Origin of the sequence: Azospirillum palustre, assembly GCF_002573965.1 — a bacterium.
Classification (GTDB): domain Bacteria; phylum Pseudomonadota; class Alphaproteobacteria; order Azospirillales; family Azospirillaceae; genus Azospirillum; species Azospirillum palustre.
Genome location: NZ_PDKW01000039.1, coordinates 282,943 through 305,642, shown reverse-complemented (window position 1 = coordinate 305,642; position 22,700 = coordinate 282,943). Strand labels below are relative to the sequence as shown.

At 68.1% G+C, this 22,700-nt stretch carries 18 protein-coding genes; 5 read left to right on the top strand and 13 right to left on the bottom strand.

What is annotated here, in order from left to right; translation table 11 throughout:
* Positions 1–37: 37 nt before the first annotated feature.
* The 3 genes from CRT60_RS07540 to CRT60_RS36880 are packed head-to-tail and all read left to right on the top strand — an operon-like array spanning position 38 to position 4,198.
* Entirely contained in the window at positions 38–1,057 is a 1,020-nt protein-coding gene (locus CRT60_RS07540) for an ABC transporter substrate-binding protein (RefSeq protein ID WP_098735814.1), read from the top strand.
* Positions 1,057–1,800, top strand: a complete 744-nt coding sequence (locus tag CRT60_RS07535) for an ABC transporter permease (RefSeq protein WP_098735813.1) — start codon at positions 1,057–1,059, stop codon at positions 1,798–1,800. Before CRT60_RS07540 ends, CRT60_RS07535 begins: the two co-directional genes overlap by 1 nt.
* A 34-nt stretch (positions 1,801–1,834) precedes the next feature.
* Positions 1,835–4,198 (top strand): PHP domain-containing protein, encoded by a 2,364-nt coding sequence (locus tag CRT60_RS36880; RefSeq protein ID WP_098735812.1) that lies wholly within the window; start codon positions 1,835–1,837, stop codon positions 4,196–4,198.
* Between the two features lie 102 nt (positions 4,199–4,300).
* Here the strand turns inward: CRT60_RS36880 and CRT60_RS07525 are convergent, their stop codons facing one another.
* The 8 genes from CRT60_RS07525 to CRT60_RS07490 form a co-directional block, all read right to left on the bottom strand.
* Positions 4,301–4,519, bottom strand: coding sequence for a hypothetical protein (locus CRT60_RS07525; RefSeq protein ID WP_098735811.1), 219 nt, complete (start codon positions 4,517–4,519; stop codon positions 4,301–4,303).
* A gap of 192 nt (positions 4,520–4,711) precedes the next feature.
* Positions 4,712–5,416, bottom strand: coding sequence for a regulator of G-protein signaling domain-containing protein (locus tag CRT60_RS07520; RefSeq protein ID WP_098735810.1), 705 nt, complete (start codon positions 5,414–5,416; stop codon positions 4,712–4,714).
* A 173-nt stretch (positions 5,417–5,589) separates the two neighbouring features.
* Positions 5,590–6,396, bottom strand: coding sequence for a hypothetical protein (locus CRT60_RS07515; protein WP_098735809.1), 807 nt, complete (start codon positions 6,394–6,396; stop codon positions 5,590–5,592).
* 27 nt (positions 6,397–6,423) lie between these two features.
* Entirely contained in the window at positions 6,424–7,665 is a 1,242-nt protein-coding gene (locus CRT60_RS07510; RefSeq protein ID WP_098735808.1) for an ATP-grasp domain-containing protein, read from the bottom strand.
* Entirely contained in the window at positions 7,662–8,474 is an 813-nt protein-coding gene (locus CRT60_RS07505) for a hypothetical protein (protein WP_193548410.1), read from the bottom strand. The genes CRT60_RS07510 and CRT60_RS07505 overlap by 4 nt, the downstream gene beginning before the upstream one ends.
* A gap of 1 nt (position 8,475) precedes the next feature.
* A complete protein-coding gene (locus CRT60_RS07500) occupies positions 8,476–9,543 on the bottom strand; it encodes an ABC transporter substrate-binding protein (RefSeq protein WP_098735807.1) in 1,068 nt (355 codons plus the stop codon).
* Entirely contained in the window at positions 9,540–11,540 is a 2,001-nt protein-coding gene (locus CRT60_RS07495; RefSeq protein WP_098735806.1) for an MFS transporter, read from the bottom strand. Before CRT60_RS07495 ends, CRT60_RS07500 begins: the two co-directional genes overlap by 4 nt.
* Positions 11,540–12,289: a hypothetical protein gene (locus tag CRT60_RS07490; RefSeq protein ID WP_244592346.1), complete on the bottom strand. Its 750-nt coding sequence runs from the start codon at positions 12,287–12,289 to the stop codon at positions 11,540–11,542. Before CRT60_RS07490 ends, CRT60_RS07495 begins: the two co-directional genes overlap by 1 nt.
* 463 nt (positions 12,290–12,752) lie before the next feature.
* Here CRT60_RS07490 and CRT60_RS07485 point away from each other — a divergent pair, with 463 nt between their 5' ends.
* Both CRT60_RS07485 and CRT60_RS07480 read left to right on the top strand, forming a co-directional pair.
* Positions 12,753–13,766 (top strand): response regulator, encoded by a 1,014-nt coding sequence (locus tag CRT60_RS07485; RefSeq protein WP_098735804.1) that lies wholly within the window; start codon positions 12,753–12,755, stop codon positions 13,764–13,766.
* Between the two features lie 253 nt (positions 13,767–14,019).
* On the top strand, positions 14,020–15,036 hold the full coding sequence (locus CRT60_RS07480) for a helix-turn-helix domain-containing protein (protein WP_244592344.1): 1,017 nt from the start codon (positions 14,020–14,022) through the stop codon (positions 15,034–15,036).
* A gap of 93 nt (positions 15,037–15,129) precedes the next feature.
* Here CRT60_RS07480 and CRT60_RS07475 read toward each other — a convergent pair whose 3' ends face one another.
* Genes CRT60_RS07475 through CRT60_RS07455 form a run of 5 tightly spaced genes read right to left on the bottom strand, consistent with a single transcriptional unit; the run spans position 15,130 to position 22,690 of the window.
* A complete protein-coding gene (locus tag CRT60_RS07475) occupies positions 15,130–16,083 on the bottom strand; it encodes a ligand-gated ion channel (protein WP_098735802.1) in 954 nt (317 codons plus the stop codon).
* A gap of 25 nt (positions 16,084–16,108) precedes the next feature.
* Positions 16,109–16,693: a TIGR00645 family protein gene (locus tag CRT60_RS07470; protein ID WP_098735801.1), complete on the bottom strand. Its 585-nt coding sequence runs from the start codon at positions 16,691–16,693 to the stop codon at positions 16,109–16,111.
* Complete coding sequence (locus CRT60_RS07465; RefSeq protein ID WP_098735800.1) at positions 16,690–17,283, bottom strand: type VI secretion system tube protein Hcp; 594 nt, start codon at positions 17,281–17,283, stop codon at positions 16,690–16,692. Before CRT60_RS07465 ends, CRT60_RS07470 begins: the two co-directional genes overlap by 4 nt.
* Positions 17,284–17,290: 7 nt before the next feature.
* Positions 17,291–18,409, bottom strand: coding sequence for a type VI secretion system protein TssA (gene tssA, locus CRT60_RS07460; protein ID WP_098735799.1), 1,119 nt, complete (start codon positions 18,407–18,409; stop codon positions 17,291–17,293).
* Positions 18,410–18,439: 30 nt separating this feature from the next.
* Positions 18,440–22,690, bottom strand: a complete 4,251-nt coding sequence (locus CRT60_RS07455) for a type VI secretion system protein (protein WP_098735798.1) — start codon at positions 22,688–22,690, stop codon at positions 18,440–18,442.
* Between the last annotated feature and the right edge of the window lie 10 nt (positions 22,691–22,700).

Sequence of the window (22,700 nt, the reverse complement as noted above, 5' to 3'; positions counted from 1 at the left end):
GCCCTGCGAATCAGCCCAGACCAAGAGGATTTCGCGCATGAACCGGATGTTCGCCGCGGCCCTGTCCGCCGCCCTGTACGGCTCCATCGTCCTGCTCGCCGGCATCGCCCCGGCCGGGGCGGCCACCACGGGCGACAGCCGCCCGCTCCGGGTCGGCTGGGTCTTCGCCATGGCCAACGCCCCGGCGCTGGTCGCCGACCGCAAGGGCTTCTATGCCGAAGAGGGGCTGACGGTGGACGCCAAGCCCTTCGGCGACGGGCCGGTCATCCAGCAGGCGCTGGCCGCCGGTGAGCTGGACGTCGCCTATATCGGCGCGCCGCCGGTCTACCAGTGGGCGGCGCGCGGGCTGGACAGCCGCATCCTGGCCAAGGTGAATTACGGGCAGGCGGCGGTGATCGCCAACAATCCGGCCATCGCCACGCTGTCCGACCTGCGCGGCCGCAAAGTGGCCGGGGTGGCGCGCGGCAGCGGGATGGACGTGCTGCTGCGCGGTGTCGTGCTGAAGGAGGCCGCCGGCCTCGATCCCGACCGCGACCTGTCGGTGGTCTCCATGCCGGTCGGCAACATGAATGCCGCGCTGGACAGCGGCACTGTGGATGCCGCCTTCACCTGGGAACCCTTCATCAGCCAGCAGGTGCTGCGGGGGAGCGCCCATGTGCTGTTCGATGTCAACCAGGCGCTGCCCGGCTATCCCTGGTACGTGGTGATGGCGCCGAAGAAGACGCTGGCGGATAGGCCGGACGATGTGGTGAAGCTGCTGCGCGCCCATGCGAAGGCAATCGCCTGGCTGTCCGACCACCCGGCCGAAGGCGACGCCCTGATCGCCGAGGCGTTCAAGCTGGAACCGGTGAAGCGCGCCGACGGCACAGAGATCGCCCCTGCCGCTGTCGCCGCCGAGGCGCGCAAGCGGCTTGGCTGGTCGGACCGGCTGGAGGACAGCGACCTCGCCTTCATCCAGCGGCTGATGGACACGTCGCTGGCGCTCGGCTTCATTCCGGCGCCGATGAAGGCGGCGGACATCGTCGACGGCTCCTACCTCCGCCGGGCGGGCCGCTGATGCGGACCCGGCTCTATGGCTGGGCGGCCTTCCCGGCGCTGCTGCTGGTCTGGAGTGCGGCCGCCTGGAACCTGCCTCCCTATGTCCTGCCGCAGCCCTGGGCTGTGGCGGCGGAGGCGGTGCGCTGGCTCGACAGCGGCCAGCTCGCCGCCCATGTCGGCGCCAGCCTGCTGCGCGAGGCCGGCGGCTTCGCCGTCGCCGTGCTGGGCGCGCTGGCGCTGGGGCTGGCGGGCGCGCTGTCGCCGGGCTTCCGTGCCTTTTCCGCACCGCTGACCGGCCTGTTCATGGCGATCCCGCCCATCGCCTGGGCGCCGCTGTCGATGATCTTCTTCGGGTTGGGCTATGTCGCCATCACCATGGTGATCGTGGTCGCCGCCCTGTTCCCCATGGCGGTGACGGTGCAGGAGGGCTTCCTCGCCATCCGCAACGGCAACCTGCGCGCCGCCCGCGTGCTGGGCGCCCGCCGCTGGCAGCTGATCCGCCATGTCTATCTGCCGGCCTCGCTGCCCTTCCTGACCGCGGCGCTGCGCATCGGCTTCAGCCAGGCGTGGCGGGCGCTGGTGGCGGCCGAGATGCTGGGCGCCTCGCAGGGGATCGGCTGGATGGTGGCGATGGGCGGCCAGATCGGCAACGCCACCCAGGTTCTGCTGGGCGTCGCCGTCATCGGCATGACCGCCTGGATCACCGAAAGCCTCGTCTTCCGCCGCATCGAGCGGCGCTACCGCCACTGGCACCTCGCCTGACCCGATAACCCGCAAAACCGGAGGAAACGCCGCCATGTCCGAAGCCCAGCCGCCTGTCCGCCACATCGCCCCCGTCGGGCTGTACGAGCGCAACAAGGACCGCCCCTTCCTGGGGTCGACCAGCTGTTCGCACCGCCGGCTGGTCGCCGGCGAATGGACCGAACTGCAACTGGTCTACGAGGTCGGGGCGTCGGGCCTCGCCGACGGCGCCGGCATCAAGCTGGCGATGAAGTTCTATTCGGACTGGGCGCTGTTCCAGACCAGCGACCCGCAGGCCGCCAACTATGTCTCGGCGGAGTATGAGGCCGGGCCGCTGGTGCCGGGGCAGAGCCCGGCGACGATCCAGGCGCTGAAGGTGCGCTTCGACCAGAAGGGCCATGAGCGTCCCTATCAGAAGGCCATCGTCATCGACGTGATCGACGGCTATCTCAACCCCGGCGACCGCATCGTCATCCGGCTGGGCGACCGGCGGCGCGGCGGGCCGGGCACGCGGGTGCAGAGCTTCGTCGAGCAGGGATTCCGCTTCCGCGTCTTCATCGACCCGCTCGGCAGCCAGAAATATGCCGAGGTGCCGGGCGACTGCGTGATCGACATCGTCCCCGGCGATCCTGCCGCCCTGCGTCTGGTGGCGTCGCGCCTGACGGCACCCGGTCCGGCCGGCCTGCTGCTGCGTGCCGAGGATGTCTGGGGCAATTGCTGCACCGGCGGCACCATCGATGCCGCCCTGACCCTGACGGGACCGCAGGGTGAGACCACGCAGAACCTGACGCTGTCTCCCAACACGGACGCCTACGGCTGGCTGGTCCATCGCCAGGAAGCCACGCTGACCGAAGGCGACTGGCGCATCGCCGCCACCGCCGACGGGCTGGTCCCGGCCGAAGCCTTCGTCACCGTCGAGGAGAATGCGCCGCGCGCCTACTATGCCGACCTGCATGTCCATTCCAACGACACGGTCGGCACCAACGACACCGCCTACAACCTGTCCTACGGCCGCGACATCGCCGGGCTGGACGTGCTGGGCTACACCGCCAACGACTTCAACGTCACCGAAAAGGCCTGGAGCGAGGCGGTCGGGCTGATCGACGGCTTCAACGAGGCCGGCCGCTTCGTCTGCTATCCCGGAACCGAATGGTGCGGCAACTCGGCGGCTGGCGGCGACCACAATGTGGTGTTCCTGCGCGACGGCGTGCCGCAATTCCCCATCGACAGCCGGGGGCAGCCGGTCCGCTCCTTCGAATGGAACGAGTCCACGCGCGGCAAGCTGCGCCCCGGCGCCTGGCCGCTCGACGACCTCTATGCCGCCTATCAGGACGACCCGGAAGGCCATCTGCTGATCCCGCATGTCGGCGGCCGGCGCTGCAATCTCGACTGGCACCATCCCGAGCTGGAGCGCCTGATCGAGATCGGCTCCGCCTGGGGCCAGTTCCACTGGGTCTATGCCGAGGCGCTGGCCCGCGGCTACCGGCTGGGCGCCTCGGCCAGCAGTGACGAGCACCAGGGCCGCTGCGGCGGCGGCGCACCGGCGACCGCGGTGTTCGGCGCGCGCGGCGGGCTGACCGGCGTGCTGGCCGACCGGCTCGACCGCGCCACCATCGGCCGGGCGCTGCGCGCGCGCCGCACCTTCGCCACCACTGGCGAGCGCAGCTTCGCCGGCCTGCGGCTGGGCGACCGCTGGATGGGCGAGGTGGTGCAGGCTTCGGCGGCGGATGCGCTCGACTACCGATTGCTCGGGGACCGCGGCTGGGAGAGCCTGCGGCTTTACGACGGCGAGACTCTGCTGTGGGAGCGCGACCTGCACCGCGAACTGGGTTTCTCGGAGCGGCGGATCCGGCTGCGGCTGGGCGGCGCCCGCATCAAGGACCGCTACCGCGGCGCCTATTGGAGCGGCGGCATCACCGTCACCGGTGCGGCGGTGCAGCGGGTCGAGCCCTTCGGCTTCGACCATCCCGAGCAGGGCTGCTGGCGGCAGGATGCCACCACCGTTGCCCTGCGCACGGTGACCCACGGCGATACCGACGGGGTGGAACTGACGCTGTCGCGGCTGGCCGGCACGCGCATCCGGGTGCAGCTCGACATCGGCACCTATGTGAAGGTCGGCAACCCGCTGACCCCGCCGCCCAACCCACATGCGCCGGAGGCCGTGCTGGAGATCGACGGCGACGCGCTGCTGGATGCAGCCCGCTCGCCGACCGGGGCCGTCAGCCGCCTGCTGCCCGGCACGGAACTGGAGGTGACGGTTGAGCGTGTCACCGAGGCGCCGCTGCCCCGCGACCTCGCCGGCCGCATCCCGCTGGCCGGACTGGATCTGGCGGCAGGCCGCGAGCACCCGCTGTTCCTCACCGGACGCCAGCGCGACCAGTCGCGGGTGTGGACCTCGGCGTTGTTCCTGACGGTGTGAGGCGGGTCACGCCGCTCCGGCAGAAAACGAAGTGAAGCTAACCGTCGTCGCCGGTCAAACGGCCGGCGACGACGGTGCCGGCGTTCTCAGCCCGACTGCGGATCACTGCTTCCGGGCTTGCCGGGAACAGTCCGGCCAGGGGCAGCCGCAGGAGGGGAACTGGCAGTCGTCGCCGTTCACATCGCAGGCCTGAACGGCGATCTTGTAGCGCAGGCCGAACTCGTCGTCCGCGGTGATCAGCCCACAGGCAGCGTGTGCTTCCAAGTCGACGCGTGCCGCCTGGAGGCAAACGCGCGCGATCTGCTTCGGATCCTTCATCATGGCACTCGCCTCGGTGTCATTCCCGGAGATGGAACGCACAGATGCGGCATCCGGACCCTGACGCTTCCGAATGCCTACTTCCGGGACAGGTGACACCCAACGACGAGTATGCCGCTCAATGCGGCGATCCGCACCTCCAATATCCAGCGGGCGGGCTATGGCGGGAGACCGATGCGACCGGTGCCGGCGGCGCTACGCCGTCCCGTCGGCCACTGCCGCGCCAAGCCTCGCGACTGTATCGGCCAGATTCACAGCGACTTCCATCTCGACCTTGTCCCAGGGGATCGACTTCCATTTGCCGTCCTGCGCACATTTGTCGCAGAGCTTCCGGGTCGATGAGGACATGTTGACTTCTTTGGCCGAACCCACCCGGATATAGAGTTCATAGGCCTTCTGGGCGTTGGCCTCCGAGTTCACCTTCTTGTTCAGGATCAGCCCGAAAATTTCCAGATTCTCGGTCGAGTATTCCTTTTTTGCCTGCTTCAGCAGGAGCTTGTACCAGTATGGCGATTTGAAGAAGTTGTCGAGCTTGTCCGGCCAGCTCCCAAACCGTTCCAGATCCATGAAGACGTTGGCGGTGATCTTGTTGAGCGATGCGACCATCGCGGCGCAGGCGTCGGCATACACGCCGTCCCCATCCTGCCGCGCCGCCTTGCCGGCAGCGTCCAGCGTCGGGATGTAGTCCGATGCGGCAGACTGGAAGGCGCGGGCGTACTTCTCCGCCTCCTTGACGGTCTTGGCCGCATCGTACGCCTTCAACGACTTCTCAAACCCAGTGGAACTGATTTTGGAGAAAATCTTCCCGAAGCGGCTCTTCGGATCGGGCTTTTTCTTGCCGGTATCGGCCTCGAATTTGGCTTTGGCCTTCTTCCAGGACTCCAGATATTTCTTTGGCATCGCTTGCCCTTATATTTTACGATTGTTGCCCGTTAAATCTTCGCCAGTCTATGAGCCGCGGCTGCCGTTCCACGACGGTCGCCTTTCCGTCCCACACGGTATTTCCGTCCGGCGACCGGCATCCGTCGGACCGGGCGGGCATCCTTGCCCGCCCTGCGCAATCAGCCGGCCGATCAGGCGCTCGTACGCGAATTGACGAGCTGGACGACGCCTTTGCAGGCCGCCGAAAACTCCTTCATGTGGTCGAGGATCACCTTCGGCGTGGCATCCGCCGGCACCTTGACCGGCTCGTTGGCGTTGCTCTGGTTCGCCCAGGGATCCAGCTTCTTCTTGAAGAAGTCGGGATCGGCCAGCAGGCCTTCGATCTTGCGCGCGAACACCAGCTGCATGGTGATGTCGCGGGCCAGCGTCGGGAACAGCTCGTTGTAGGTTTCCGCCGTCGGCTTGGCCTTGACCTTGGCAACGCCGGCAGCTGCGCGGGCCAGCGCACCGTTGATGTTCTTTTCCCAGTTCTTGAGCATCTTCTGCTCGACGGACAGATCCTTCTCCGCCTCGTTGAACTTCTGGGTATACATCCCCACCGCGGACTCGATGGTGGCTTCCAGCGCCGCAAGCTCCTTGACCAGGAACTTCAACGCCTTCTCGTAGTTCGTCTTGAAATCCTTTTCCGTACGCTTGTCGAACTCGGCGTAGATTTCCTTTTGAAGGACTTCAAGATAGCCCTTCTTGGCCTTGGAAAAATCCTTCGACGCGGCCAGGAACGCGGCAACGACCTTCTTGCCTTCCTTGACGTCGGTCGAGTTGACGGTGTCGCAGGCGGTGAGCGCCTTCTCGCACTTCTTCAGCGAACCGGACAGGCCGGTGTGGCTGCCGAAGGCATTGAAAATGCCCTTGCTCTCCTTCGGCTTATGCTTGCCGGTGAGAGCCTCGAACTCCTTCTTGGCCTTGTCCCACTGCTGATCGTACGGAGTGTGTGCCATCTATTCCTCCTCACCGGGTCGGTTGCTTCAGGGGGTTACCAACGGTTGCAGGCTCTCTTCCATGTCACGGATCGCCGCCCAATCGCGTTCGAACACGGCCCGGTCGGTGTGGGAGAGGTAGATTTTCGCCAGCACCTGCGTCAGGTCGAGCGTCGGGACGATCCGGGCGCCGATGCGCGGCACGATGCCGTAGCCGCGGACGCTCGCGAACCGGTCCAGCACGCCGAGGTCGGGAAGCGCCTCGACCCGGCCGGAGACCAGCACCGGCAGGTAGAGCACCATGGCGTCGGCCAGGAAGCGGTAATGCCCATCGGCACCACCGGGGCAGACCCCGCTGTCGAAGGCCTCGACCAGCAGATCCACCTGATCGTGGCCGGTGCCGTGACTTATCGCCGTTGTCGAACCTGCCGGGCCCATGGCCCGGGCGGCGATCTCCACCAGCGCCGGCCCGCGGGAGGTCAGCCGCACTTCGGCATGGGCGGCGCCGTCGGTGATCTCCAGCGCGTCGAGCGTGCGCCGGATGTAGGACATCAGCTGGACGGAGCGCTCGTCGTCCGGCGGCAGCAGGCGGTAATAGTCGTAAACGAAGGGCGAGCCGTTCAGCGTGCGCTTGGCCGATTGCAGCACGTCGCAGACATAGTGGCGGCCATTGCGGCTCACCGTGTTGACCACATACTCGTCGCCGTCGAGATAGGTCTGCACCAGCGCCCGCCGGTTCGGCGTGCCGCAGAAATTGCGGCTGGAGAGGATGGAGTCCACGGCCTCGCGCAGCGCCGGAGCGCCGTCGCAGAAATAGACATGGTCGGTGGAGGCGCTGTCGAGCGGCTTGGCGACCACCGGCCAGCCGGCGCCAGCCGCCCATTCCACCGCTTCCGCCCCCGACTCCACCATGGTCTGCCGGGCCGTCAGCAGGCCGGCGGCGCCCAGACGCTCGATCATCATGTACTTGTTGCGACGCGCCGCCGTCAGCTTGGGCGTGTTGCCCGGCGTGCCCAGCGCAGCACCAAGCGCGTCGGCCAGCTCCACCGCGGACTCGTTGCCGGGCAGCACGAAGGAGGGGCTGTGCGCGCGCATCCGCCCGGCCAGGGCCGGAAGGTCGCCGTCGAACAGGACCAGCTCGTCGAAGTCGCCGGGAACGTAGCTGAGAAGCAGCGAGGGCGCGAGGTCGGGACGGCTCTGCACCGCGATCGTGCGGTAGCCGCGCGCGCGCAGCCGCGGAGCGAGCAGATGTCCGGTCGAGTAGGGATCGACGACGATCGCTGTCTTCATGGGATGGCCTCCAGTTCGGCAGGAGCGGCCGCACGGCAGTCGGTGGCAGCCTGGGCGGTGGCAGCCGGGCGGGCGTAGATCATGAAGGGCTCGTCGCCGCAGAAGGTGACGGTGCGCCCGACAAGCCCCGCCTCGAAGGCGGCGTTCTGCGCCGCATGGTCGGCGACGCGCAGGGCGCGGTCGGTTCCGGGTTCGAAGGCCGGCGGCGGTGCCTGCATGTCGCGATGCAGCAGGTAGCGCAGCCGGCCGCTGTGCATCACCAGGATGCGACGGGCGGTGAAGCCGGAAGCCAGCATGTTGGAGAGGCTGACCGGGTTGGACAGCGCCACCCGGCTCAGCAGGTGCGGCCGGCCGGCTCCCAGGGCGTACAGCGTGCGCATGGTCACCAGAAGGCGCTGGAGCCCGTTGCCCCGGAAGTCGGTATGCACCATGCAGCTCGACATGTGGGCGGTGGCCGTCACATCGGGGGCCCCGCCCGGCAGGTCGTCGGCGAAGGCCGGCATCCCCGGTTGCGGCAGGCCGAGAACGGCGCAGCCGATGAGGCGGTCGCCGCCCGGCACGCCGTGCGTCTCCAGGCCGAGCGTGACGCCGCGCTCGGCCATATGCAGGCCGGAGAATTCCGGGGTTTCCGGGAAATAGGCGTCGATGTCCGGAAGGCTGCCGAAGATGAAGGCGCGGAACTCCTCCAGCGCCGGAAGATCGTCGGCGTCGAGGAAACGCACGCGGTAGGGAATGCCGGAAGGCTGTCCGTTGCACAGGCTCAGAATGCCCTGATGGAGGCTCTGTAACGGAGAGGACACGACCGGCATGTCAGGCATCCTTGACGATTTCGGCGATGTTGAGCAGGCGCATCGGCGGATAAAGGTCGAGGCGCTTGGCGGTGTTGATGCGCAGCAGCAGGGAGAAGCGGTTCAGCGTTTCCACCGGTATCGCGGCAGCCGGCTTGGCTCCGTTCAGGATGTCGTAGGCCTTCAGCCCGGCGAACCGGCCGACGTTGACCGCCGGGCTCACCAAGCCCATCAGCAGGCCGGAGCGGCGGATCGGCAGTTCGGTGGAACAGAAGGTGGCGACATTGTTGGCCAGCGCGGCATCGGCCACCGCCTGGCTGTTGTTCGACGCCACCAGCGTGTCCGGGCCGATGTAGACCAGCTCGGCCCCGGCCCGCGCCACGTCCCGGATCAGGTCGGGAATGGCGTCGGGATTCGGCTTGCCGGCTCCATCGCGGGGAACCGCGGCGTCGATGATCTCCACCCCCTGGCGGGCCGCTTCCTCCTTCAGGTCGCGGACGGCGACGACCATATTCTCTTCGGCGGGGTTGTAGACCGCCGCGATCTTCTTCCAGCGCCGGTAGGCCAGCATCGTCTTCAGCTGGACCGCCACCGGAGCGATGTGCCGGGTGCCGGTAACCGCCCGCCCCGGCTGCTCCAGCGAGCGGACGATGCGCGAGGCGACCGGGTCGGTGACGGAGGTGAAGACCACCGGCACATCCGTCAGGAACTTCGACGGATCGGGATCGTCGTAGCGGCCGACGGTCGCCAGCGTCAGCGGCGTGAAGACGGTGAGCACGAGGTCGGGGCGGGCGGCGCGGATGTCCGGCAGCATGCCGGCCACCGCGGATGCCTGCTGCACCTCGCGCACGTCGATCTTCGCCTGCATGCCCATGGATTCGAGCAGATCGCGGAACCCGAGCACGTCGCCGACATCCTTCCGCGGCGTCAGCACGATGATGTTGGCCGGCCGGTTGCCGCGCCCGGCCGTGGCCGGATTGGGCGTCGGGGCTCCCGCCAAGCTTCCCGTTGCGGCGGCTGCGGCCGGGCCGGATGCCAGGAGCGCGCCGGCGGAGCCGAGGAGCAGCGAGCGTCGGGTCACGGAGGTCATGCCGGGTCCTTCTGGGGGAGGTCAGCGGAGGGCCGACCGCCGGTGGCGGCCAGCAGGAGAAGCTGGGCGGCGACACAGGCGGCCAGCACGATGCCGATGCCCTTCATGGCGCCGTGGTAGCCGTAATAGGCGAGGAACAGGCCGGCCAGGAACGGCGCGACCACCGACCCCATGCGCTCGATCAGCCGGAACATGCCGATCACCGTGGTCTCGCCGAGCGTCGAACGCTCACGCACGCAGGATTCCGCCAGAAGCGCCATCTGCGGGGTGTTGACCAGCGCATGGGCAAGGCCGAGCAGGGCGACGCCGGTGATGGTCATCGGCAGCGTCCCGGAATTCGCCAGCACATAGGCGGCCCCCGCGGCGATCACACCGCCGATCGCCAGGAACGGGGTTCTCCGCCCCGAACGGTCGGACAGGTGCGCCACCAGCGGCGACGCCACGATCATCATCAGCCAATAGAGAAGAAGCACGCGGCCGATCCACGACTGGCTGACGCCGCTGTCGTCCAGCGCCAGCGGCAGCAGGAAGAACAGCAGGGCGGTCAAGCCGAACTTCGCCGGCACGGCGCTGAACAGGGTCACCGCCACGAAGCGCGGATTGGTCAGGCAAACGCCGACGTCGCGCAGCCTCAGCCCACGGGTCTTGGCCTTGCCGCTGTCGACATGCCTGGGCAGCAGGTGCCACGCCATCAAGGCCGCCGCCAGGGCCAGCGCCGACGAGACGATGAAGGTCATGCGGAAGCCGATCTGGTCGGCGACGACGCCGCCGATGGCCGGGCCGCAGACGCCGGCCGTCAGGATGCCGCCGGCATAGAGCGCGATGGCGCCGGCGCGCCGGCGCGGGTCGGTGGCATCGATGACGAAGCCCTGCGCGGCGATGAAGACGCTGGCGTAGCCGACCGCGGTCAGGCAGCGGGCGACGATGAGCTGGATGAGATCCGTCGCCAGCCCGGAGCCCAGCAGACCAAGCGCCGAGAACACCGCGCCGGCAAGGAAAACGGTGCGGCGGCCCCGGCGCTCCGACACGTTGCCGGCAATCGGCTGGGCAACGGCCCAGAGCAGCATGAACAGCGCGATGGGCGCGCCGATCACCAGCTCCTTGCTCAGGCCGGGCACCGGCTCGAAGAGATCCTTGATATAGACGGACAGGAAGGTGCGGGTCAGCTCCTCCGCCAGGGCGAAGACGAAGATGGCGAAACGCAGCTCGCTGATCCTCTGCATCGTCACGATGCGGTCGCCGGCGGCGGGTGCCTCGGCCGCCTTTGCCCCCTGCTGCTGCGGGGCGGCTCCGCCGGTACCGCGCATGACGTCGAGCGCGCGGTCGATGGCGCGGCCGAGATGCCCCACCTCGTCGCGCCCGCGCAGCCCGGTCCGCAGGGTCAGCCTGCCCTCGGCACCCTCCTTGAGAACGTCGCCCACCCGCTGAAGCGGTGCCGTCACCGAACTGCCGACCACCAGCAGCAGGATTTCGATGTTCAGAAGGATGGCGACGATCAGCACCGACCCGAGATCGAAGACGATGTCGTTGAGCGCCGCTTCGACCGACCCGGCCGGGACGCCGACATGCAGCAGCGCCGGCACACCGCCGCCGACGGTCAAGGCGGCATCGATGTAACGCCCGGCCACCGCGCCGTCGGCGTCGCGCGCCGCCAGCACGTCGCCGGCACGCGCATCCGGGGCGCCGGCGAACGCGGCGATCCGGTCGCCGACCATCAGCGCGATGTAGTTGACGTCCGGATTGACCGCGAGGGCGTCGGCGAGGATTTCGTCGACCCCGTTGAGCTTGTCGACCTCGAAGCCCAGCGACACCGCCCGGTCGATCTGCGCGACGATGTAGCTGCCGACGACCTCCGCCTTGCGCGCCAGTTCCGGCTCCGCCTGGGGACGGAAGAGCGTGTTGAAATGGGAGGTCTGGACGACGAGGCTGATCAGCATGAGAACCGACACGAGGCCGGTGAGCAGCCAGTTCAGCCGCTTGATGAAGGTGAGTTCCATCACGCGACCTCCACCGGCGCCGCCTTGCGCTCGTCCATGCCTTGCCGGCGTCGCGCGGACACGCGGTCCACGAAACCGGCGAGTCCCGGAGCGAACGCCGCGATCTCCGGCGGAACCACCGGCCGCCCGCCGTCGGTCGCGGCCTCGACGATGACCGCCGCCTCCCGCAGGGACCGCTGAAGGCGCCGCATCACCAGCCAGACGACGATCAGGCTGATGACGTAGCAGGTGGCGAGGTTGATCGCGCCGGAGATCGCCAGTTCGGGAATCGTGCCGCGAATGCCCGCGCGCAAGGCGTCCAGGGAATAGGTCAGCGCAACGCCGCCGGCCACGCCGCCATAGGCGTTGCCGATGCTGAGCAGAAGCACCTGCGAGCCGCCGTCGACGATCTTCGCCCCCCGGTCGGTCTTGCCGTCGCGGTGGAAGGCCGCGAGCCAGCTGTCGGGCAGCGTGCCCCGGACCGCACTGCCGCCAGCGGCGCCCAGTACCTCGCCACGGTCGTTGAACAGCATCAGCCCGGTGATCTGGAGGTCACGCACCAGGGCGCGCTGGATCATCTCGTCGAGGTTGCGCAACGCGTTCAGCGCCACGCCGAGCCCCACCGCGCCCTCGACCTCGCTCGACAACCCATGGGCAACGACCCGGAAGCGCGAAGCCACCGTCTCCTCCACCATGCGCTCCATTTTGAGATACGAGAGCACCGCGGTGGAGGCGAGCGCGAAGCAGAGCGCCACCTGAAGCAGGAGCATGATCTTGGTCGACAGGGTCAATCGCATTGTCGGTCGGTCGCTTGGCTGATCGCAGAATTGTCTGCTCGGCTTTGCTGCCGGGCCTGGAACTCGGGTTCAGCCGACCTTAACGCAAATTCACCGACCCGGAGGACGAGACGGGTCCAGAGTGGACGCGTCCGGCGTGCACAGGTTGGAGCAGGCATCCATTTCGTGCGCTTACGACTTAAGTAATATTACCACAATCTGAGCGATAGCTTCGCTTCCTTCAAGAACAATCTAATATTTCTAAGCTGTAACATAACAATTACGGGGTAATTGCATCAACCACCCGAATAAGCGCGAGTCGTGTCACAGCATTGTTTCTGCAAGCTTGGCAGATCGCGGAAGTTTATGCCCATTCGTGCTACATCACTTCTTTTCATGCCGCCGCCCGTTGTGGTACCTACTATGGGCATAGCTACATCGCAACCCAGAGGGTAGGATGATGCGGATCGAAATCGAGCGACCGTTGACGTGGCCGATCCGACCGGTGGAGACCAGCACGGAGCTTGTTGCGCCGGGTCCTTCCATATTGATCGTCGGTCACAGCCTCCCCGCGGCCGACCGCGTGCGTGAGAGTTTCCTGCGCAACGGCCACCGCATCCAGGTGACGAGCGACATCGTCCAGGCGCTCGACACGCTGGAGGCCGACGCCTCCATCGGTGTCGTCGTCGTCCAGATGGCGATGCCGCATTTCGACGGGCTGGCGCTGGTCGAGCGCATGCAGTCCTCCGTCGGCGGCCGTTCCGTCCAGTTCATCATCCTGGCGTCCGGCGCCCAGGTCGGTGACGTGGTGCGGGCGATGCACCTCAAGGTGGCCGACTTCGTGGACGATCCGGAGGATTTCGGCCGGCTGCACGGTGCCCTGGTGCGGGCGCTGTCCATGAGCCGGACCACGCGCGAAGCCCCGCCCCACGACGCCGCGCTCGACGAAGCCTACCGGCACGGAATGGCGATGATCGCCGCCGTGAAGGCACTGCGCGAGCGGCATAATTCGGCGCCCCCGCACGCCTTCGCCGGAACGGCGGCGCCATCCGCGCCGGCGATCAGCGTCGTCCCCATGACCAAGGCGAAGAAGCCCGTTCCGATCCGCCCCGAATCGGACCATGAGCGGTTGCGTGCGCTTCGTGCGCTCCAGCAGTGGCAGGCGTCCCGCGACAAGTTCTTCCCGAAGGATCTGTTCGAGGATCCCTGCTGGGCCATGCTGCTGGATCTGATGACCAACCACCTGCTGGGCAAGCGGATCTCGGTATCCTCGCTGTGCATGGCCTCTGGCGTTGCGCAGACGACCGCCTTGCGCCGCATCTCCAACCTCAAGGGCTGCGGCCTGATCCGCCGGGTGGCGGACGATCAGGACGGCCGGCGGGTCTTCGTCGAACTGACCGAAGAGGGCATCGCCGCCATGTCCCGCTACATCGAGCACATCCAGTCCATCAATCCGCCTCCGTTCAATTGACGGGCTGAAGCGGACCCTTCGGCGGTCCGCAGACCGCACCAATGAGGACTGTTTGGGCATCGACAACCGCGATGCAAACCCGCGACACTCGGAAAGGCCGGACAATCTTGAAGCGCGTGGCCGCGGGGGCTGAATGAGCGATCGGAAATTCAAGGAGTTGATCGTGCTGTCCTCGGCCGATCAGGCCGGCGATCTCGGCCGCAAGCTCCCCGACCAGGCCCCGACCTCGCGCGAAGAGATGGACCGCCAGAAGATGGCCGAGCGCCTGCGGGCGCAGGGCTGGAGCTATCGGCGGATATCCGAGGAGTTGCAGGTCTCCTACATCCTGGTGGCGCGCTGGCTCGGCGATGGCCCGGCGCAGCAGGCGGCCAGGGTCGCCTCTGTTTCAAAATCGACATCCACCCCGGCGGAAACGCCCGCACCGGCCCCCAAGGGGAAGGCCGCCAAGGCCGCCGCGGCCCGGGCCGCCGCCGCCGCCGCGGACGGCGACCGGGATGTCCTCGCCCTTCAGTTCCAGGCGTTCGAGCAGTATGTCCGCGAGGTCATCGCCACGCTCGACGAGCGTCACGAGACGATGATCGACCGCCAGGACGAACTGATCCGCGCCCTCGACGAGGAGCGCGCAAAGGCGCGTGCCCGCGAAGAGGAGTTGCTGGAGGCGCTCGAAGTCGAACGTGCGCGCTGGTCCGAGGCGGAGGAGCGCTTCCGCGCCGAGCTGGAGCAATTCAAAGAGGAAATGCGGGCTTCCGGCGGGTCGTCGGCCAGCGATGACGACGAGGCCGCGTCGGACGACAACCCGTTCAGCTTCGGCGATGACGACGAAGAGGGGGGCAGCTCCGATCCCTTCAGCTTCGGCGACGATGACGATGCTGAAACAGCTGCGGAGGATCCGTTCGGTTCCAGCAGCGGCAAGGATCCCTTCAGCTTCGACGAGGACGAGACGGAAAAGGAGCTAGGCGAAGAGGATCCCTTCGGTTCCGACGATCCGTTCGCTGCCTTCGACACCGAGGAGGATTCGTCCGAAACGGAGCAAAGCACGGCCGGAGCCACGGACGAGCCGGAGGACGGGGCGGCTGAGGCTGAGACGGCCGAGGACGAGGACCCGTTCAAGGCTTTCGGTGACGAAGACGAAGCCGACGACACCCCGACGGTCAGTGCCGACGCCTTTTCCTTCGACGATGAGCCCGAGGCAAAGGAACCGGAGCCGGAGCCGGAGCCCGAGCCCGAACCGCCCAAGAAGCGCAAGGGACTGATGTTCTGGCGGCGTTGATACTGGAGACGTTTACTACTGGCGGCGTCGATGGAGGGAGGTCCGCCGCATTGCGGCCTCCCCGTCCGCCGCCCGCCCTGAGCGGCGGGGGCCTTAGCCCACCGTGATCCAGGCGCAGAGAAGCACGTAAGCGATCGGGAAGACGATGACCGAGAGGCGGTCGAGCCTGACGGCCTTCGCCGTATCCCGCTCGTAAATCATCAGCGACACCGAACTCTGCAACAGGCTGAGGAAGATCAGCCCCATCGACGCCATGTTGATCTTGTCGGACAGCGTGAAGCCCGTGCTGTGCGGAAGTTCGCCGGCGACGATGAAGTAGCTGGCCACCACCGCGAACAGCGCGCCGATGCCGAGACCGAAGCGCGGATCGAGATCGACCGGCTTGACCAGGAAGGCCAGGAAGGCGACCAGGCACGAGATGAAGATGGTCGAGAAGGTCTTGAAATAATAGATCGTGTTCGGCCTGTCGATCTGCACCTCCTGCACGAAGCGCGAGAAGCGCGACTCGTGCGCCTTCGGCAGGGAAATGTCGCCGTAGTTGGTGCGGTAGGTCTTCTCCATGATGCCGGCCGAGGTTTTCGTCACATTGTACCCGGCAATGTCGATGTCGGGATTGACCTCGGTGTTCTCGGTGTCGGCGACATAGACCAGATTTTCGACGGTGCGGTCGTTGTCCTCGATCTCGATGCGGATCGATTGCTTGTCCAGCGGGAAACGGCTGATGTCCCACGCCTGGTTGAGCACGGCATGCACGCGGGCCGAGACGTAATTCTGGCCGTTGACCTTGCGCAGCGGTGTCGGCTCCTTCGAGCTGATGGTGCCGTTCATCACCTCGAAGGAGTCGAGCGGATTGATGTCGTCCGCATCCCAGCGGAACCAGACATAGAAATCAACGGTCACCTGCTTGTCCTTCAGGTTCAGCCCGGTGATCTGGTTGATGTAGCTTCCCACGACCACCTTCTGCGGCTCGGCACGCGCTTCGTCCGCCAGCATGGCGAACAGACCCGTGAACAGCAGAAGCGCGAGCGCCAGCAGGTTCCTAAACATCTCAAGCCCCCCTTATCCAACCCGGTTAGTGGTCGAGCGCGTGACCCTTCTTGACCATGTAATCCATGAATGCCAGCAGCACGCCCGACACCACGAAGGTGCAGTGGATCGCCACCAGCCACATCAGGTCGCGGTCGGACACCGTCCCGACATGCATGAAGGTCTTCAGCACCTGGATCGACGAGATCGCCACGATGGAGGCGATCAGCTTCACCTTCAGGGCGCTGAAATCGAGCTTCCCCATCCATTCCGGACGGTCGGAATGGCCGGCCACGTCGATCTTGGAGACGAAGTTCTCGTAGCCGCTGAAGATGACCATCAGCACGAGGTTGCCGACCATGGTCAGGTCGACCAGCGCCAGGACGACCAGGATGACCTCGGACTCGTTGCCGCCGGCCAGCTTCGGGAAGGCGTGGATGAATTCGACCGCGAAGCACCAGCCGATCATGCCGAGCGCGCCGACCAGTCCGAGATACAGCGGCGCCAGCAGCCAGCGGCTCTGGAACATCGCCTGTTCGAGCAGATGTTCGACCTGCTTCGCCGGTCCGCGGGGGGCTCTGACGGGGGTGCCGGCCGGGAGTTCCGCCGGAGCAATATGAGCGTGTGTCATTCTTTCTTTGCCACCTTGATTTCAGCCGGAACGTTCTGCGGCTGGCCATTCTTGTAATGGACGTACGTCATGTTGAGTTTGGTGAAGGACAGCGAGATCGTCTCGTCGCCGCTGTTGTCGCCGCTGCCGCTGGCGGAGACGGTGTAGGAGGTGACGTGGACGTCGGTCAGCACGATGGTCAGGAACTTGTCGAAGCTGATCTTGCCGCCGCTGATGTCCGACTGCTCGGCCGACACCTGCGTGTCCATCGGCCGCAGGAAGTAGATCGTGGCCTCTGCACCAGGCACCGGGTCGGCGAACGCCGCCTTCAGCAGCAGCGGCGAGGCCATGTCGATGGGCTTGCTGAGGTCGACGCTGTCGATGCCGACGGTGCGCCGCTTCGCCTGCGGCTTCACGTTGCGGTAATTGTCGTGCATCGCCGCGATGCCGTAGACGTCGTAGTCGTCGTCCTCGACCGCAGAGCCGTATTCCAGGGATCCGGCATCGTTCGAGCCGGTCTTCATGTCGAACTTCGTGCAGTAGATCAGGTTGCTGTAGCCCTGGAGCAGCGAATCGCCGGCAATGCCGGGATATTTGAGAAGGATGCGCATCGCGGGGTCACTCGTCCTTCAGGCGCAGCACGGAGAACATCCGCCCGACCTCGCCGCGGTCGCCGAGCAGGTCTGCATAGAGTTCCGGCAACGAGAGCTGACCCCAGGAGGCCGCGCGGCGCACCAGATAGGAGGTCGGGCTGTGCGGCTCCTCCTTTTCCAGATAGTCGGCGATCTGCCGGAGCATCCCGTAGGCCTCCTCCCGGTTGCGCGGCCCGCCGGTCCAGCCGGCGCCGGCCGGACGGGCGGCGGCATCGGGGGCATCGGCGGCATCGGGGGCCGGGGCGTCTTCGGGGGCTGCCACAGGTGCCGCCGGTTCGAGCGAGACACCGCGTTTGCGCAAGACATCCTCCTGGAACCGGCACAGCTCCTCGACCGTGCGCTTGAAGCGGGAAAGGGCGGGAGCGTTGCGGCCGGCGAGCCGGTCCAGCACCGCGCCCAGCGCATGCGCCGCCGCCTCGGCCGCCTTCAGGCTGTCACGCTGGGCGACGTAGAACTCCGACGGCGTCTTCTCGACATCCTTGACGATGCGCTCCACCGGCACCTCGCCTTCGGCGATGGCGGCCTTGTAGGCACGGGCATCGCGGCCGGCCAGCTTGCGCAGGCGCTGGGCATTCTGCCAGTCCTGCAACCGGAGCCCCGATTTGGCCCCCTGTTCCGGCAGCGCGATGGGCATCGCCAGCAGATCGCGGGCCAGCCGTTCGTCCAGCCACGACAGCGGCGCGAAGCGCGCCTCCATGTCGCCGTCCTCGTCGATGCGCGGGTAGAGCCCGTCCCAGAATGTTTCGGCAAGGCTGGCAAGCATCGACAGGCCCGGCGCGATGGCGGACGGTCCATGCTGCTGCACCAGCGCCTGGACCAGCCAGACGGCGATCTGGAGGTCCTTCGAGCGGGTCGCCAGCAGATCGGTGGCGCCGGCTGCGACCGCCTTCCAGTCGGCCCGCTTGATATCGTCGGTCTGCCAGATCCCCTTGTCGGTGTCGTCGTCCATGCGCCGCGCCTCGGCCAGCGCGTCGAACTCGGGCTCGTAGCGGATGTCCTCGCCGGCCGGGAGATCTCCCGGGATCGGCGTCAGAATCCGGTCGACGTCTATGAGAGGGCGTTCGGCGGTCTGCGTGTCGGTCATGGCGTTGACTGGGATCCGTTCGTTGACACGTCAGTAGACGCGCTGGTTGGCCGGCCGCAGCAGCGGCGGCACGCCCGGCGGCGCCTGGAGGTCGAAGAAGGCGCGGTCGGTCGGGTTGACCGGCTGACCGCCGAAGCCGGCCGAGGGGAAGCCCGTCAGCCCCGCCGGAGGAGTTGCCGGGAAGCCGGGCGCGAAACCCGGCGGGAAGACCGGCCGCGGCATGGCGCCGGCCGACGCCAGCAGCGGCGCCGACGACGGCAGCTCGGGCAGCGCCACCTTCTCGTCGCGCGGCGGCTTGCCGTCGGTCACGATTGTCCGCTTGGCGCCCAGCGCCATGAAGACCCGCGTGTCCGGCCGCTTCGCCTCGGGCACGGCGGGCAGACCCGGCGTGCCGGGGCGCGGGGACGGGCTGAGGGAGACCGGCGCATCGCGTCCGGCCTTGTCCTCGACCTCCCTGCCCTCGCCGTCCCTGGCGGCCGACACCGGCCTGGTCTGCGCTTCGAACAGGAGGACCGTCTCGGCGTTGGTCGGCCGGTCGCGCTGCGCGGCAGTGTGCTGACGGACCAGCGCGAACAGCGCCCACGGCCCCTCATAGGCGAAGGTCAGCGTGGCGTCGTCGACGCTGGACGACGCGCCGACGCCGCCGACCGGCACCAGCCGGCCGTCCTTGGCCCAGCGCAGCGAGACAGCGACGCGGTCGCCGGGGTACCAGCGCAAGGGCGAGCGCGCACCGATGTTGGCGATGGTGCCGGCCGGGGTGGACAGCTTCCACTCGATGATGTTGGTGCCGCCGGCCTCGCGGCCACGGTTGACGCGGAAGGTCGGGTCGAGCAGCAGTCCGCCGGACTGGTCGGTGACGGTGGCGGCCGTCAGCGCCGGCTTCGCCAGCGCCATCGTTTCCATGAAGCGCAGGGCGTCACGGCCGGCGGTGCCGAGGCGGGTGGAGCGGCGCAGCCCCTCGATCACATAGCCCTGGCGGGCGTCGAAGGCGTCATAGAAGGCCCGCACCATGGCGACGTCGGCCTGGCTGTCGCCGACCGGACCGAACGGGAAGCGGCCGGCCAGAGAGGCGTTGAAGGCGGTCGCAAGCTCGGCGTAGCCCATATAGACGCGCTGGTCGACCATCAGGCGGCAGCGGTCGGCGATGGACTGCTTCAGCTCGTTCAGGCGGCTGGCGAAGAAATCGCCGGCCTGCGGGTCGAGCTGCGCCTTATCCCAGCAGTTGGTGGCGTCGATGGCGGCCACGTCGGTGGTGACGAACTTCTCCAGGGCGGCCAGCGTGCTGTTCGGACGGCCGCCCTCGTAGCGGTCGAACTCGGCGACGATGCGCGACCATTTGGCCGAGAGACCGGAGACCGCGCCGCCGCCCATGACGGGCTTCTCCAGGATTTCGACCACCGGGGCCGCGACCTCGCGGGTCAGCGCCATCACCTCCTGCCGCGCATTGCCGAGATAGAGGGCCAGCGCCGTCGGGCTCTGCTGGCCGAACAGCTGGGCCGGCACCAGCGGACCGTCGATCCAGGCGTTCAGCGACCGCGCATCGGGACGGTAGAGCTGGTCCTCCTCCAGCATGCGGTCAGCCTGGGCGAGCACGGCATTGGCCTGCCGGGCGACGATGTCGCGGATGGCGTCGGCCGGGGTGGCGAGGCCGATCTGCCGGAAGCTCTGCATCGTCTCGGCCAGCACCGGGAAGGCGAGGCGCAGCGAGCGCGCGGATTCGCGCAGCTGCGTCAGCCCGCCGGCACGGTCGATGGTCCCGCCGGCCGGCGTGCCGGACAGGGCGCGGGCAAGAACCTGCTCGACACCGCGGCGGAGCTGGTGCTGCGCCGCGGCGCGCATCGAGGCGCGCAGGATCTGCGGGGCCTGCGGCACCTCCTTGGCGTCGAACAGCAGGTAATCTTCCAGCAGCGGCGGGATCGTCTCCAATGCCGCACGGTCCCAGCCGGCCCGGTTGGTCGGAGCCGCCGCAGAAGCCGCCATGGTGCCCGACGTCTCGCCGGAGCGCATGAAGCGGCGCGCCGACCAGACGGTGAGGGTCTGGCGGAGGCTTTCGGCCGTGGGCGACAGACGCGGGGCGCCGGCCGGCCCCTGGACCAGCAGCCGGCCGATCACCGAGTCCAGCGACTTTCCGCCCGGCCCGGCCTCGTCATAGCGGCGCTGGGCCAGTTCCATGATGTCGGCGCGCAAGCCGGGGCCGAACAGCTCCGACTTCTCCAGGCGGGTGAGAAGGGTGTCGAACTCGGGCGGCAGCACCGGACCGTCGGTGCCGATCCAGGCGCCGCGCTCCATGTCCAGGCTGCGCGCCGCCTCGTCCAGGCTTCCCAGCACCTCGGCGTAGGAGGTCGCGGCATCGGCGCCGGTGCGGGCTCCCCCGGCGAGTAGTTCCAGCTCGTTGGCGGCGACCGACAGGCGGGCCACCGCAAGGCCGCTCATGGCGAGTTCGCGCAGGTAGGCGTCGGCGAACTGGCGGAAGCGGCGCGTCACGTCGCCGCGATAGGCGGACAGGTCGATCGGCCGTTGCGCGCCGGGACCAGGGGCCGGGATCGCACCGCCCGACGGCGGCACGTCGACGTCCCAGCCATGCAGCCTTGCGGAGAAGCCGCGCGCCCCGGCGGAGCCCAGCGAGAATTCCAGCGCCTCGTCGAGCGGCATGTTGGCGTCGCGGGAATCGACGGTGTTGTAGGCCCTGGCCAGTCCTTCGGCGATGCCCACCTCGGCGGCGAAGGAGCGCAGGCGGTCGAACTCGCCGGCACCGATCTGGACGCGAAGCGGGTCGCGGGCCAGCCGGCGCAACCGGTCCTCGGCGACGTCGCGCATGGTCGCCAGCGTCAGCCGGCGATAGCCGACCGCCAGCGCGCGGGACACCTCGTCGGGCACGCCGCTGATCCAGGCGGCCGGCAGCGGGTTGAAGGGCGGATCCTGCGGCAGGGTCGCCATGCCCTGGACGAACCGGGCGGCAGCATCGGCATAGGTCGGCGACAGCGGCGCGCCGGCCTGATTGGCGGCGCGCTGATCGGAGAGCTGCTGGAGGTTCGCCGGGATGTCCGACAGGATCGGCACCAGCTGGTCCGACAGCGTGTTCACCCGGTGCACGCCCATCCACAGCAGCAGGATCGCGGCGGCGGAGGCGGCGGCGGTGCCGACCGGCCAGGCATGGCGGCGCAGGGTTCGCGTCGCGGCGAAGGCGCGGGTCGGCTTGGGCAGTCCCGCCTCGGGAAAGATCTTGCGGTTCAGCAGGTCGCGGCCGAAGACGGCCGGCGTGTCAGGCGCCGTCCGGCCGACGAAATACAGGCCGCGGACATAGAGCGTTTCCTGATAGGCGGTGCGCTTGAAGGCGGTGCCGAGCATGGCGCGCAGCGCCGCCTCCGTCCCGGTCAGCCGGTCGGTCAGCGCCACGATCTGCGCCCCGTCCTCCCGCGCTGCCGCGCCGAAGACTTCGAGCTGGAGGGCCAGCATGCCGGCGGCAACGGACTGGAGCGCCTCGCCGACGACGTCGGGGGTAAACACCGTCTCCAGCGCGTAGGGCGACGACCAGCCGAGCATGCCGTCGCGCAGCGGCTCAGGCAGCGCCTCGGCCAGCAGCGGGAAGCCCGGAATGGCATCGCAGCCGGTGACCACCACATAGACCGGCAGCGCAAGCCCGAGCGTGCGCTGAATCTCCCACAGGCGGGCGTAAAGCTCGGTGCCGCGCGCCGCGGCGCGGCGGACGTCCTCAAGCTCCTCCAGCGGGATGGTCAGGATCACGCCGTCGGCCGGCATCATGACGCGGTGTCGGGCGAGCTGGTCGAGCACGCCCTTCCACGCCACCCGCGCGTCATCGATGTCGATCACCACTGCCCGGTCGTAGAAGCGCCAGTGGAAGCCGAAGGGCCGGTCCTTGGATTCGACCGGCGGCCGCACCTCCTCGGCGCAGGTCAGCAGGCCGCCGTCGTCGCCGGGAACGACGCCGGTGCGCAGGTACCACGGCACCAGATAGACGTTGCGCGACAGGGTTTCGCGATAGGCGGCGAGACCCTCGCGGAACAGCCGGCGGAGGTCGCGCCCGCCGACGATGGGCAGCGCCGCGGGCACGCCCGGCGTACCGGGCGCCGCGGCGGGATCGGCGCTCTCGGGCGCCGGCAGGGCCTTGACCTCGGGCGGCAGCTCGGCCGGCCGGCGGCCGGCGCGCAGCAGGATCACCGCCATGACGGCGATGATGACGAGGACGACCAGCAGAAGCGCTGCGAAGAACCACAGCTGGTTCTGCGCGATGCCCGTCAGGACGGTGCCGAGAATATCCATGGTCCCTCTC